This window comes from Cupriavidus sp. USMAA2-4 (assembly GCF_001854305.1).
GTDB lineage: Bacteria > Pseudomonadota > Gammaproteobacteria > Burkholderiales > Burkholderiaceae > Cupriavidus > Cupriavidus malaysiensis.
The window spans coordinates 2,779,565-2,792,370 of record NZ_CP017749.1 but is presented as its reverse complement, the minus strand read 5'-3'; the positions used below and the strand labels follow the sequence as shown (position 1 = coordinate 2,792,370).

Below are 12,806 nucleotides of genomic sequence, written 5' to 3'. Positions count from 1 at the left end.
GCAACACCCTGGTTGCTCCCTCCGTCCACGGGAGCGCGCAGGTGCGGCGCCGATAAGCATAAGATCGACAAAGGAAGGTCACGATGAAGAAATCCCGCGCCTGGCTGGCGCTGCTGCCGTTGATTCCCGGCAGCGCGCTTGCCCAAAGCAGTGTCACGCTGTACGGCATCGTCGATGCCGGCATCGAGTACATCAACAGCGTTCCCAACAGCGGCGGCGGCGGCAGCTCGCTGGTCCGGATGTCGACCGGCAACCTGTCCACCTCCCGCTGGGGCCTGCGCGGCGTGGAAGACCTGGGCGGCGGCCTCAAGGGCGTCTTCGTACTGGAGAACGGCTTCGACCTCGACACCGGCAGCGCCAACCAGGGTGGCCGCCTGTTCGGCCGCCAGGCCTTCGTGGGCCTGCAGCAGCAATTCGGCACGCTGACCTTCGGCCGTCACCAGAACCTGCTGTACGACTTCTCCTCGTCGTTCGACCCGATGGTGATCGCGACCCGCTACTCGGTCATCATGCACGACAAATGGATGTCGGGGCGGGCGGACAATTCCATCAAGTTCTACGGTGCCTCGGGCCCGGTCAACTACGGCCTGCTCTACAGCACCGGCTACGACAGCCAGGCCGGGGGCGAGATCCCCGGCGCCTACAAGGCCGGCAAGGAATGGTCCGCCTCGCTGGGCTACGCCAGCGGTCCCTTCGCCATCGGCAGTGCCTACGACGAGGCACGCGGCAGCACGGTCGCGCTGCAGGACAATGTGGAACGGCGCGCCACCCTGGGCCTGTCCTACCAGTTCGGCCCGGCCAAGGTCCTGGCCGGCTACCGCTACTACCACGGCATCTTCGACAGCACCGGCACCTCGCTGCTGACCAATCTCTACTGGGCCGGCGTGCAGTACCGCGCGACGCCGGCGCTGACCGTGACCGGGGCCGTCTACTACACGGATGTCGCGCACACCTCGGCCGACCCCTACAGCTTCGTGCTGTCCGGCTCCTATGCGCTGTCCAAGCGCACCGACCTCTACACGATCCTCGGCTACGCGAAGAACCGCGACGGCTCGGGTCTCAGCCTGACGGGCCTCAATCCCTCGCTGAACCCCGCCGCCACCACGCTGGTGAACACCTCGGCGCAGGTCGCCAATGGCGAGAACCAGTTCGGTGCCATCGTCGGCGTGCGCCACCGCTTCTGAGCCGCCGTCGCGCCCGCTTCGGCGGCCGCCCTGCCCCTGCCGACGCCCCACGTCCGTGGGGATGAAAGAGTGGTCGCGCGGATTAGACTGGAACGCGGCCCACTGACGTGAGGCCCGTTCCTGTTCACACCCCCGCCGACCGGCGGGGGTGTCTTCTTCAGGGCAGCCAGCCCCACCATGTCGCGCACCACGCGCTGGCGCGACGCAGGGCAGCGCATGGCGATGATGCGTCCGGCGCTCATCTCATCTGCCTGGCCGAAAGGACGGCCGGCAAACCCCACGGCGCCATCCCCCACCGCGGCGACAGGGCTGCCGGGTCAGGATGACGCGCTTGCGCCGCCAAGGCCCGCTGTCGTCGGAATCATCTGACACAACTTTCGGAACTGCCCCTTCATCTTCCTCGCCCAGTCCGAACCTAACCTTGAGACACGGACAGGCGACGAGGCACGCTCAGGGAGCGCGGCCGGCCTGGGGCACCAATGGAAGGAGCCAGACATGAACTGGGATCAGATCGAAGGCAGGTGGGAACAAGTCAAAGGCAAGGTCAAGGAAAAGTGGGGCAAGCTCACCGAGAACGACATCACGAGAATCAACGGCAAGCGGGAGCAACTGATCGGCCGGATCCAGGAGCGCTACGGCTGCACCAAGGAGAAGGCCGAGGAAGAACTGAAGGCATGGGAGCAGGACGTACGCTGGTAGCCATCCGGTTCGGCCGCAAGGCAGTCAAGGCGCGGCCTGCAAGATGGCCCCGGCCGTCGGGAGCCGGCTGCCTGCCGGCAGGAAACCCTGCCAATCGGCCCGCAACAAGGTTGGCATGCACGCTGGCCGTTCTGGCGGCATGCTGCCTGCTGAGCCAGGGGGTATCGGCACAAGGCTCCGGCGATGCCACCGCCTTGCGCCAGATATACCAGAACCTCGTACCCGAGCTTGACCATAACGCCTTTCAGCGGCAGCTGTATCTCTATTCGGAGGAATCGCCATCCACGGTCAAGGGTGAAATCTACGCGGTGATGGACTACCCGTTCACGACAGTGCGCTACGCCCTGAATGAGAGTTCGCAAGGCCCGATGAACTGGTGCGATATGTTGATGCTGCATCCGAATATCAAGTACTGCCTCGCGTCGGATGGCAGCAGCGGAAGCACACTGACGGTGAACATCAGCAAAGAGGAGGCCCCCGAGAAACTCAGCAGCACGTCGCGCGTGCAATTCAACTACGGCGCTGCCATCACCGGCCCGGAGTACTTCCAGGTAAGGCTCAATGCCGATAGCGGACCGTTGAACACGCGGGACTATCGGATCGTCATGGAGGCTACGGCGCTGGGTGGCCACCGGACGTTCCTGCATCTGACCTACGCCTACGGCTATGGTGTGGTCGGGCGGCTTGCCCTGAAAGGCTATCTGGCGACTTTCGGCCGCGGCCGGATCGGGTTCACCAACCTGGCGGATCCGTCCGCGGCGCAGCCGAAATACATCGAGGGGGTACGCGGCCTCGCGGAGCGCAACACCATGCGTTATTACCTGGCCATCGATGCCTATCTGGGTGCCCTATCGTCCCCCCTGGACAGGCGGTTGGAGCAACGCCTGAGCAACTGGTTCAGCGCCAGCGAGCAGTACCCGCGGCAGTTGCACGAGATTGGCCGGCAGCAGTATATGCAAATGAAGCGAGACGAGTATCTGCGCCTGCAGACGAAGCCATAGCGGGCGGCAGATCCACGCTCTTCGCCGCCGCAGGAACGCCAGGAGGCACCTGCGTGGCGATGGCTGCGAGATGCTGTGGACTAGCGCTGTGGACTAGCGCTGTGGACCAGACACCGATGACCGCCTCTGCCAGGGAAGAGGCACAGCAGCATGCTTGTCCAGCATGCTTGTCGCGCAACGGGGTGCGCAACACGCATGGAATTCCCGGCGTTCCCGTTCAGCCTCGCTGCTTCACGGAAGCACGGGCCACGATATTCCGCTCAAGAAGCTGATCGTTGCGATCATGAATCAGCAATCCTACTCTGTTCCATTTCGCCAGCCGGGTGGCGACAGCAATGGCTTCTTCCCGCGATGGAAACCTCGTCAGGGTCCCGGGCCCCTCGATGACAATCGCCCACTCACTGTCGTGCCGGACAACATGGATATCGCCTGACATGGTTGTCTCCACAACTACGATGGTTGCTCCCCTTCGGGCACATCCCTATCACGAAGATCTCTCGGCGCACCCGCGGCGCGCCGGCGTTCGCGCCTGCGGGCCATCCATCGGGAGACCCCCCTCTTCTGCGCGCGAAGGCGCGTTTGGCGGCGACCTCGTCGCGGACAGAGATGGCACTGGCTACCGCCGATAGAGCGACAGCGTGACGATTGCACTGACGGCCGCCGCCACCGTGGCGGCGGTGCCTATGCATTGCCACGGATGTTCGCGCGCATACTGGTCGGTGCTGTTGGCCCATTGGGAGACGCGCTCCATGCCCGTCTGACGCAGCATGCCCAGTCGCCCTTGGAGTTCACGCAGCCGCATGCCGACCTCCGTTCCCGCTTGCGCCGCCTCCGTGCCGGCCTCGTTCGCGACGTCGCGCAAGAGCGCCTGCACGTCGGTGAGCAGTGCATTGACGTCGCGCGTCAATACATCCCTATGCATCGAATAATCGGTCCTGATGTCGTTCATCTTGCTCTCCTGTTTGCGCGGTCACCAACGCGCACCGGGCAATGCAGGTGACTCGGTGGGTTACGTCCATGACAGCCTGCCTCGCCGCTCACCCAGGCGCGCTTGCCAGCCGGGCCGCAGCGCGCGAAATGGATTGGCGCGTCCGGGCATAGGCTTCCCATGGATCACGAGATGCCAGCGCTTCCAGCCGGCGCCCACAGTTGGAAACGCTCCACTCCGCGGCGCTCTCCAACGATTCCAGTTCGTCCCAGCCTACAGGTATCGACAGGCCCAGACCAGGGCGCGCACGCACCGAGAAGGCCGCGACGGTGGTAGCCCCGATACCGTTGCGCAGGTAGTCGATAAAGATCTTCCCGACGCGCCGCTCAGCGCCGCGTTTGGCGACAAAGCGCTGCGGGATGAGCTGGGCGATATGCAAGACCACGGCGTGGGCGAAGTCCTTCACCTCGTCCCAGCCTGCCCTCGGCGTCACCGGTACCACGACATGCAGCCCCTTGCCTCCGCTGGTCTTGAGGAAGCTGACGAGTCCAAGTTCATCGAGCAGCGCCTTCACCATCGCCGCGCCCTCGCGCATATGCGCCCAGGACAAGCCCTTGCCGGGATCCAGGTCGAAGACGATACGGTTGGGCTTGGCGATACTGCGTTTGCTGGCATTCCAGGTGTGGAACTCGATCGCGTTGAGCTGTGCAGCCGCCACCAGCGCCGGTGCCGAGACGATCTCCAGCAATCCCGGATGTCCCGGCCACAGGCCGGCATCCAGAACATGGATACCGTCGACCCGCAGCGTGTCGCCATGGCGCTGGAAGAACTGCTCGCCGCCCACGCCGTCGGGAGCGCGCACCAGGGCGACCGGACGGTCACGCAGGTGCGGCAGCATCAGCGGCGCCACGCGCTCGTAGTAGCGCACGAGTTCTCCTTTGGTGATTCCCGTGGCTTGGTCGACGATGCGATCCGCGTGGCTGATGGCGACCCTCCCGCCCGCGGCAGTCGGCTTGTGCCCGTGCTTATGCTTGTGTGAAGGCCGTGCTGGCCCGGCGGGGACCTCGGCAGGCTGTTCGAGAATGACGGCAGATGCGGGCTTGTCACTGCGCAGGCCATGAAAAACCGAATGCCGCACCCGCCCATCACGCGTCCACGAACCGAACGAAACTTCGGCCACCAGTTTCGGGCGCACCCAATGCACGTTCAGCGATGCCGGCGGCGCGTCGAATGGTGTCGTGTCAGTGACCAGCCCATCCAGCTTGGCGCGCAAAGTACTGAGCATGCGCTCGTCGAAACCCGTGCCGACATTGCCGGCATAGCGCAGGTGCCCGTTGCTGGCATGCACGCCCAGCAGCAAGGAGCCAATACCGTGCCGGCTGCCCCTGGGGTCGGTGAAGCCTCCAATCACGAACTCCTGCCGCAGCGTGCATTTCAGCTTGATCCATGTCTTGCTGCGCGCGCTGACGTAGTGCGAATCGGCGCGTTTGCCGATGACGCCTTCCAGCTTCATGCGGCACGCCGCGTCCAGCATGTCAGCCGGGCCAGCCTCGAATTCCTCGCTGAATTGCAGGCGCGGCGAAGTATTGCGCTCGAAGAGCCGCCTGAGAAGCCCGCGGCGCTGCGCCAGGCGCACCTTGCGCAAGTCGTGGCCGGCGTAGAAGGGCAGGTCGAAGACGAAGTACTGGATGGCATCGACGGACGAAGTCCTGAAGGCGTTCTGCAACGCCTGGAAATCGGTCTCTCCATGCTTGCCCAACACCACGATCTCGCCATCCAACCAGCCATCGGGCAAGCCGAGCGCCCCGACGTCGCGCGCCACCGCTTGCAGCCTGGAAGTCCAATCGTTGCCCTCGCGCGTGAACAGGCGGACGCCCTTGCCGTCGATCCGCGCCAGCAGCCGATACCCATCGAACTTGATCTCATAGCGCCAGTCCTGCTCATCGGCGGGTGGCGTCTCGACCAGCGTTGCCAGTTGTGGCGACAGCGTCAGCGGCAACCGAGCCGCCCTGGCGCCGCGAGGCAGGGGCACGTCCTCTGCTGCCTTCGGCTTGCCTGACTTCCGCGCTGATGCGCCCTTGCGCGGCGCTCGCCCTGCCGCTCCGGAGAGGACACTGTCTGGCATGGCTTCCACCACATCGAGTTCCGTGATCGGCACGGAGGCTTCGTCGCGGCCCTTGATCAGCAGCCATGCATCCTGGTCCTTCTGCCTGTTGCCGTGCATGCGGACCAGCGTCCAATGGCCGCGCAGCTTCTCCCCGCGCAACTCGAACGTCAGCTTCCCGGCACGATAGGCCGCACGCGGGTCGCCCTCCGGGATCCACGCGCCACGATCCCATACGATGACGGTGCCCGCGCCATATTGGCCGGGCGGAATCACGCCTTCGAACTCGGCATAGTCCACCGGATGGTCTTCCACGTGCACCGCCATGCGCTTGTCGGCCGGATCGAGGCTGGGCCCCTTGGGAACGGCCCAGCTCTTGAGCGTGCCATCCAGTTCGAGGCGGAAGTCGTAATGCAGGCGGCGCGCGGCATGTTTCTGGACCACGAAGGCAAGCGCTCTGCCATGCCTGCCGGCGACGCGGCGCGGGCGTGCCGCAGCCTCGTCGCGCGGCTCCGGCGTGGTCCGGAAGTCCCGTCGGCGCCGGTACGGCGCGAGCGCATCCTGCAGCCGCTTGCCAGTCGCTTGCTGCGCTTTCGCGGCAACGCCTGGTGCTGTTGCCGGAGCCTGCCGGATGGTCCTCGCCATGACGATGTCACCGGAAAAGAGTGCCGTGGTTTCAGCTTAGGCACTGCTTAGGATCGCTGAAATCGGCTGGCGTCCTACACGGCGTTCATCCTCCGCGTGCACATCCTTCCTGGTGGATGCTGCAGCGTTCGGATCTTCGCATCTTCGCGCCGCGAGTGGAGTTGCCTCCGGTCCAACGCCTGCATGCGCCCCGATGGGCCTGGCGGCCATGGGCCAGCCCGCTCCGGCTGCACGCGGAGGAATCCAGGGGATCTGCTCAGGCTTTCTTCGTGCAGGAATTGCACCGGCCATTGGCTGAAACCTGCTTGCCACCGGAGACCGCGCAAGGACCCCACGCGTCGCCAGCCATGCCTTGAAAGAATTCACAGGTACATCGTGGCTCCGCTGCAAGCGCGTCGCTATCACGCCACGACATCGCGCCACGACATCGCGCCGCGGCTTGCCCCTCGGCTTCAGGACGCCCTCACCCTCTCAGCAGATACACCCATGTGAGATATGCCACGCCTGAGAGCAGCACGCATCCCCCAAGGAGCCGGCAATACCGCAACCGCGCCAGCGGTGGATCGGAACGGAAAAGATGTCTCATTGGCCGCGCTTCTCGTTCTCTCCAGGACATCTCTCGCTTCCCTTGCTTCCCTCGCTTCCCCGGGACCCCGCGCTACCTCCGTCATAGGCACAGACGCGGGCCCGGCTGCCAGGCCCGTTTGCACGGAGAGCCATCGCAGCGGCCGAGGGCGGAGGGGAGGTGCGCCGATACGAAGCGGGATACAACAAAGGGTTACGCAAATGACTCACGTAACCCTTTGATTTGACGGATCGAGACCTCGCGATCCTGGCGGAGAACCGATGGATCAGGATTCCGGCTTCGCCGCCGGCTCCTCCTTCTTGGACTTGGTGTGGCTTCCCTTGGGCGGCTTGACCGCCTTCGCGGGCTTGGCCGGCTCGGCCGCCAGGTCGGCGCGGGTGCTCTGGTTCATGCCCTGCGAATAGGCATCGAACTTGTCGCCCGATTTCGCGCCCTGCGAATACGGGTCGAACTTGTCGCCCGCCTTGGCACCCTGGGAATAGGGATCGAACTGCTTGCCCGACCCTTGAGCGGAAGCCTGCAGGGCAAGGGCCCCCAGGCTGAGCGCAAGCGCTATCGACAACACGGTCTTCATTGCAACTCCTCCAAGCACAACGTCCGCCCGAACCGGCGCCGGCCGCGAAGGCCGTTACGCTCCGTCCAGTCCATGCCGCCGGGCGGTCCGGCATGGAATCCACAGCGTGATCATTCGGGACACCAATGTCAATCTCCGTGGCGGCACGTCAGCGGCCGGCGCAGGCGGCACGCAACGACACCGGCACATGCGGCATGGCGCAGTGGCGCTGCCTGCACGCTCGTCCATTGCCCATTCGTCGAATGACCCGGTGAACTAGTGCAGCTTCCGGAAGCGCTCGCTGACGCGCTTGGCCGCGAGCAATGGCAGGAAATCGTGGAAGCGCGCCTCCTGCTTGAGGTCGTTCCAGGCTTCCTGGAAGGCATCTTCCACGTCCCGCAACGGCGTATCGGTCTGCTCGGCGATCTTCTCGATCAATTCCTTCTGCGACTGGGTATGCATGTTTCCCTCCACGTCGTGGCGGGCACAGGTTTGTGCCCTGCTGCGTCACCAGAGTATAGAGAGGATGCACGGGACGGGTTGAGGAATATCAAGCCTGCTGCGATGACACGCGCCTGCCATGGAGTGCCGCCAGACTGCTGCGCGATGGCCGGTGAAACATGCTGGGAATCACATCGCGCGCCTGCGCCGACGACAGCCATCCCGCGGGAAGGACCCTTCGCCAGCACACCTGCCGAGTGTGCGGCGGCCTCCCGTGTGCCTTCCATTGATGCAGCGGGGAAACCTCGAGCCATCGCTCCCGATGGCTCTCTTTGTTTGTGCCGTCCAGCAGCCGGAAGGAGCGTCGCGCTGCGTACGCCCCCCTTGGAAGTGGCATGTACCGGACGCCGGCCGGCCACTACAATGGCCTCAAGGAGGATCCATCCATGAGCGCACGAACAGCGCGTGCACGCACAGCGAAGGAGAGCGAAACCACCCCCGAGGGCCTGACCGCCCTGCTCTACCACATCACCCACGCGGCCAGCCAGAAGCTGATCGATCCCGAGTTCGCGCGCAAGCTCGGCCGGGAAATCGAGGCCGAGTACGAAGCGCTGCGCACGCGGCGCGGCAGCGAGTTGCGCGACTGCAGCGGCGTCGAGGACGCCATGGCACGCTTCCAGTCGGCGATCCTCGCCGAAGAAGGCCGCCTGCTGACGCGCGCACTCACCCGCCTGCGCGGCAGCGCCGACAGCGTCGCGGCGCCCCCGGCGGCAGCGCCGCCTCCCTGAAGCGGACACGAAGCGGGCGCGACCGCTACCGGGCCCCGGGCGCCGATCCAGGCGCCGCGTCCGGCGCGACGCCTCCCAGCGTCTCCAGCATCCACGCCCGCAAGGGTGCGATACGCTCGGCCGCCGCCTCCCGCCAGATCAGGAAATAGCTGCGATCGCCGACCAGCGCCGGCTCCGCGAGCCGGAGCAGCCGCCCCGTGCGCTCGTCCTCCTCGACGAACTCCGGCGGCAGCAGCGCTGCCCCCAGCCCCGCCAGCGCGGCTTCGCAATTCACCAGGAACAGCGTGTGCTGGGCCCCGGCCGGCAGCGGCGCGTCGGCCGCCCCCATGGCCTGGAAATAGGCCTCCCAGGCCTTGGGCGCCTCGTACAGATGCAGCAGCGGCAAGGCGCGCAACTGTGCGGCAGCGAGCGGCGGACGCGCGCCAGGCAGCCGCGGCGAAGCATAGGGGACGAGCCGGATCGGCATCAGCGGCACCGATGCCACCCCCGGCGGCGGCGCCGCCGCATTGATGATGGCGGCGTCGAACGGACTGCTATCGAGGTCGATACGGCCCACGCGCGACGACACGTTGACCAGCGCGCCCGGATGGCGCGACACGAAGCCAGGCAGCTTGGGAATCAGCCAGCGGTTGCAGAAGCTCGCCGCCACCGAGAGGTTGATAGCGCGGCGCAGCGTGCGCTGAGCCTGTGCCTGCAGCGTGGCGCTCTCCAGCGCGTCGAGCAGCGGGCACACGCTGTCCCGATAGTCTCGGCCGGCCTCGGTCAGGGCCAGGGCGCGCCGTGAACGGTCGAACAGCGGTGCCTCGAGAAAGGCTTCGAGGTCGAGGATCTGCCGGCTGATCGCGCCCTGCGTCAGGCCCAGTTCCTCGCCGGCGCGGGTGAAGCTCAGGTGGCGCGCGGCGGCCTCGAAGATGACCAGGCTGTCGCTCGACGGAATATTGCGCCGCAATCCTCTCTTCATCGCACTTCCCTCCCGATTGCATTCTAGATTCTCATGCAATCATCAAAAATATTCGCTTTTTTCAAGGCCATAGCATTGATTAGCATGCCATTTCCTAATGATAACCAGGAAAGGCAAGATGACCGGACACTACGACCTGATCCTGCGCGGCGGACGGGTGATCGACGGCAGCGGCAGCGTCGCCAGCCGCGCCGATGTCGCCATCCAGGACGAGTGCATCGCCGCCATCGGCAGGCTCGACGGCGCCCGCGCGCGGCGGGAAATCGACGTCAGCGGCATGGCGGTGGCGCCTGGCTTCATTGATACCCATACCCACGACGACGCCGAAGTCCTGGTGCGACCCGAGATGCGCGCCAAGGTCTCGCAGGGCGTGACCAGCGTGATCGTCGGCAACTGCGGCATCAGCGCCGCGCCAGCCTCCCGCGCAGCGGAACTGATGGGCTCCTCCGCGGCCGGCCGCGCCGGCTTCGAGCACTTCGCCGACTACCTCGGCGCACTGCGCGACCGACCCGGCGCGGTCAACGTCGGCGCCCTGGTCGGGCATTCCTCGCTGCGCGCCAGCGTGATGCCGGACATCACGCGCAGCGCCAGCGACAGCGAGATCGGCGCCATGCGGGCCCTGTTGTCCGACGCGCTGGCCGCCGGTGCGCTCGGCATATCCACCGGCACCTTCTACCCGCCGGCGCGCGCCGCCACCACCGACGAGATCATCCGCGTCTGCGCGCCCCTGCGCGGCGCCGGCGGCATCTTCACCACGCATATGCGCGACGAGGCCGACGGCGTGATGGCGTCGCTCAAGGAAACCGCGGCCATCGGCCGCGCGCTCGGCGTGCCGGTCGTCATCTCGCATCACAAGTGTGCCGGCGTGCGCAACCATGGCCGCTCGCGCGAGACCCTGGCGGCCATCGAAGCCATGGCCGCCACGCAGGCGGTCGGCATGGACGTCTATCCCTACGATGCCTCGTCCACCATGCTGCGCGCGGACCGCGTCCGCATCTCGCAGCGCACCCTGATCACGCATTGCGCGCGCTACCCCGAGGTGGTGGGCCGCGACGCGCGCGAACTGGCGCAGGAGCGCGGCTGCACGGTCGAGGCGCTGTGCGAGGCCCTGCACCCGGCGGGCGCCACCTACTTCATGCTCAGCGAGGACGACGTGCGCCGCATCCTCAACCACGACCTCGCCATGATCGGCTCCGACGGCGTCAATGACCAGCCGCAGCCGCATCCGCGCCTGTGGGGCACCTTCCCGCGCGTGCTCGGCCGCTATGCGCGCGATCTCGGCCTGATGCCGCTGGAGCGCGCCGTTCACAAGATGACCGGCCTGCCCGCGCAGCGCTTCGGCCTGCTGCGGCGCGGCCTGCTGCGCGAAGGCTGGTTCGCCGACATCACGGTGTTCGATCCCGCCACCGTGCGCGACAACGCGACCTATGAGAACCCGGCGCTGCCGTCCAGCGGTATCCTCCACGTCTTCACCAACGGCCGGCCGGTGTGGGAAGACAGTGCGCCGACCGGCCAGCGCGCCGGCCGCCTGCTGGGGCGCGGCGCGGGCGACGGGAGCAGGGCATGAACTCCGCCTACTCCCCGCGCCGGCGCGGCGCCGTGCTCGCCTGCCTGTTCCTGGCCTGGCTGGTCGGCTATGCCGACCGCATTGCCATCAGCACGGCCATCGTGCCGATCTCGCGCGAGTTCGCGCTCGATGCCCGCGCGGCCGGCTATGTGCTCAGCGCCTTCTACGTCAGCTACGCGGTGATGCAGATCGCCGGCGGCTGGATGGCGCACCGCTTCGGCGCCCGGCGCATCCTGCTCTTCTGCGTCTTTTCCTGGTCGCTCTTCACCAGCCTGACCGGCCAGGCCTGGTCGCTCGCCTCCCTGGTCGCCGTGCGCCTGCTGTTCGGCATCGGCGAGGGCGGCTTCTCGCCGGCCAGCTCGGTCACCATTGCCGAGGTCTTTCCCAGGGCCGAGCGCGCACGCGCCAAGTCCTTCGTCATCAGCAGCGTGCTGCTCGGCGGCGCGGTCGGCTCCGGCGTGGCGGCCGCGGCGATCAGCCAGTATGGCTGGCGCGCCACCTATCACTGGCTCGGGCTGGTCGGCATCGGCCTGGCCGGGCTGCTCTGGCTGGCTATCCGGCCGCCCGTGGCAGCGGCCAGCGCCATGCCGCCGCGCGCCGGCGCCAGCCTGCTGCAGGTGCTGCGCATCCCCATGGTGCGCAAGACCTCGATGATCTGGTTCCTGAAGAATATGGGCGCCCTCGGCATGCAGGCCTGGATGCCGACCTACCTGATGCGCGTGCACCACGTCGACCTGCTGCACGCCGGCCTGATGGCGGCCCTGCCCTATCTGCTCGCCTTCCTCGGCCTCAACGGCGTGGGCTGGCTGCTCGACAAGGCCGGCCAGGGGCGCGAGCGGCTCTGCATGGCCGCCAGTTCGGCCCTGGGCGTGGCGGCGCTGGCGGTGGTGATGCAGACCGATTCCCTGGTCGTGCTGATGGCCTGCTGGGTGCTCAGCACCCTGTCCTACAACTTCGTCTATGCCACCGTGTTCGCCATCCCGCTCAAGCGGCGGCCCGACGAGATGGTGGGCAATGCCACTGGCCTGATCAACTTCGGCGGGCAATTGGCCGGCGCTATCGCCCCCGCGGTCATGGGCCTGCTGATCGCGCGTTTCCAGGACAACTTCCAGCCCGCCTTCGGCTTCCTGCTGGCCACGGGAATCGCGGCCTTTCTGCTGTCCCTGGGCTGGCGCCCCGCCGCGGAGGCCGCAAGCGGCAGCGCGGCCGCCCGTTGGCGCGGCGCCACGGTGCGCGCGGGAGCCGAAGCGGCAGGCGGCGAAAGCCGGCCGCGGCGGCCTTGACGCCACCGGGGCGGCATCCGGTGCCCGGCGCAGTACCGCGCCGGGCACTGCGTGCGGGGTGCGTTG

At 66.9% G+C, this 12,806-nt stretch carries 13 protein-coding genes; 6 read left to right on the top strand and 7 right to left on the bottom strand.

Annotated features, from left to right (window positions below):
• Nucleotides 1-83 precede the first annotated feature (83 nt).
• The 3 genes from BKK79_RS32210 to BKK79_RS32200 all read left to right on the top strand — a co-directional run bounded on the left by BKK79_RS32210 (nucleotide 84) and on the right by BKK79_RS32200 (nucleotide 2,884).
• Nucleotides 84-1,184, top strand: coding sequence for a porin (locus BKK79_RS32210; protein ID WP_071039878.1), 1,101 nt, complete (start codon nucleotides 84-86; stop codon nucleotides 1,182-1,184).
• Nucleotides 1,185-1,679: 495 nt separating this feature from the next.
• Nucleotides 1,680-1,883 (top strand): CsbD family protein, encoded by a 204-nt coding sequence (locus BKK79_RS32205; protein WP_071020559.1) that lies wholly within the window; start codon nucleotides 1,680-1,682, stop codon nucleotides 1,881-1,883.
• Nucleotides 1,859-2,884, top strand: a complete 1,026-nt coding sequence (locus BKK79_RS32200; RefSeq protein ID WP_232346367.1) for a hypothetical protein — start codon at nucleotides 1,859-1,861, stop codon at nucleotides 2,882-2,884. The genes BKK79_RS32205 and BKK79_RS32200 overlap by 25 nt, the downstream gene beginning before the upstream one ends.
• A gap of 217 nt (nucleotides 2,885-3,101) precedes the next feature.
• On the opposite strand, the gene BKK79_RS39580 is transcribed toward BKK79_RS32200, so the two are convergent.
• The 6 genes from BKK79_RS39580 to BKK79_RS32180 all read right to left on the bottom strand — a co-directional run bounded on the left by BKK79_RS39580 (nucleotide 3,102) and on the right by BKK79_RS32180 (nucleotide 8,162).
• Nucleotides 3,102-3,320 carry a DUF2188 domain-containing protein gene (locus tag BKK79_RS39580; protein ID WP_083384545.1) on the bottom strand — a complete coding sequence of 73 codons (219 nt, stop codon included), beginning with the start codon at nucleotides 3,318-3,320 and terminating at the stop codon, nucleotides 3,102-3,104.
• Between the two features lie 180 nt (nucleotides 3,321-3,500).
• The gene (locus BKK79_RS32195; protein WP_071039877.1) at nucleotides 3,501-3,833 is read right to left on the bottom strand and encodes a DUF883 family protein; all 333 of its coding nucleotides are present in this window, start codon (nucleotides 3,831-3,833) and stop codon (nucleotides 3,501-3,503) included.
• Between the two features lie 88 nt (nucleotides 3,834-3,921).
• Nucleotides 3,922-6,561, bottom strand: a complete 2,640-nt coding sequence (gene ligD / locus BKK79_RS32190; protein WP_071039876.1) for a DNA ligase D — start codon at nucleotides 6,559-6,561, stop codon at nucleotides 3,922-3,924.
• Between the two features lie 256 nt (nucleotides 6,562-6,817).
• Nucleotides 6,818-6,976 carry a high-potential iron-sulfur protein gene (locus tag BKK79_RS42395; RefSeq protein WP_084085455.1) on the bottom strand — a complete coding sequence of 53 codons (159 nt, stop codon included), beginning with the start codon at nucleotides 6,974-6,976 and terminating at the stop codon, nucleotides 6,818-6,820.
• Nucleotides 6,977-7,412: 436 nt separating this feature from the next.
• The gene (locus BKK79_RS32185; protein WP_071020565.1) at nucleotides 7,413-7,721 is read right to left on the bottom strand and encodes an amino acid ABC transporter permease; all 309 of its coding nucleotides are present in this window, start codon (nucleotides 7,719-7,721) and stop codon (nucleotides 7,413-7,415) included.
• A 255-nt stretch (nucleotides 7,722-7,976) separates the two neighbouring features.
• A complete protein-coding gene (locus BKK79_RS32180; RefSeq protein ID WP_071039875.1) occupies nucleotides 7,977-8,162 on the bottom strand; it encodes a DUF3562 domain-containing protein in 186 nt (61 codons plus the stop codon).
• Between the two features lie 425 nt (nucleotides 8,163-8,587).
• Between BKK79_RS32180 and BKK79_RS32175 the strand changes: the two genes are divergently transcribed.
• On the top strand, nucleotides 8,588-8,929 hold the full coding sequence (locus tag BKK79_RS32175) for a hypothetical protein (protein ID WP_071040513.1): 342 nt from the start codon (nucleotides 8,588-8,590) through the stop codon (nucleotides 8,927-8,929).
• A gap of 25 nt (nucleotides 8,930-8,954) precedes the next feature.
• Here the strand turns inward: BKK79_RS32175 and BKK79_RS32170 are convergent, their stop codons facing one another.
• Nucleotides 8,955-9,890 (bottom strand): LysR substrate-binding domain-containing protein, encoded by a 936-nt coding sequence (locus BKK79_RS32170; protein ID WP_083384552.1) that lies wholly within the window; start codon nucleotides 9,888-9,890, stop codon nucleotides 8,955-8,957.
• A gap of 118 nt (nucleotides 9,891-10,008) precedes the next feature.
• Here BKK79_RS32170 and BKK79_RS32165 point away from each other — a divergent pair, with 118 nt between their 5' ends.
• Entirely contained in the window at nucleotides 10,009-11,457 is a 1,449-nt protein-coding gene (locus BKK79_RS32165) for an N-acyl-D-amino-acid deacylase family protein (protein WP_071039874.1), read from the top strand.
• Nucleotides 11,454-12,740 (top strand): MFS transporter, encoded by a 1,287-nt coding sequence (locus BKK79_RS32160; RefSeq protein WP_071039873.1) that lies wholly within the window; start codon nucleotides 11,454-11,456, stop codon nucleotides 12,738-12,740. The genes BKK79_RS32165 and BKK79_RS32160 overlap by 4 nt, the downstream gene beginning before the upstream one ends.
• The last annotated feature ends 66 nt before the right edge of the window (nucleotides 12,741-12,806 follow it).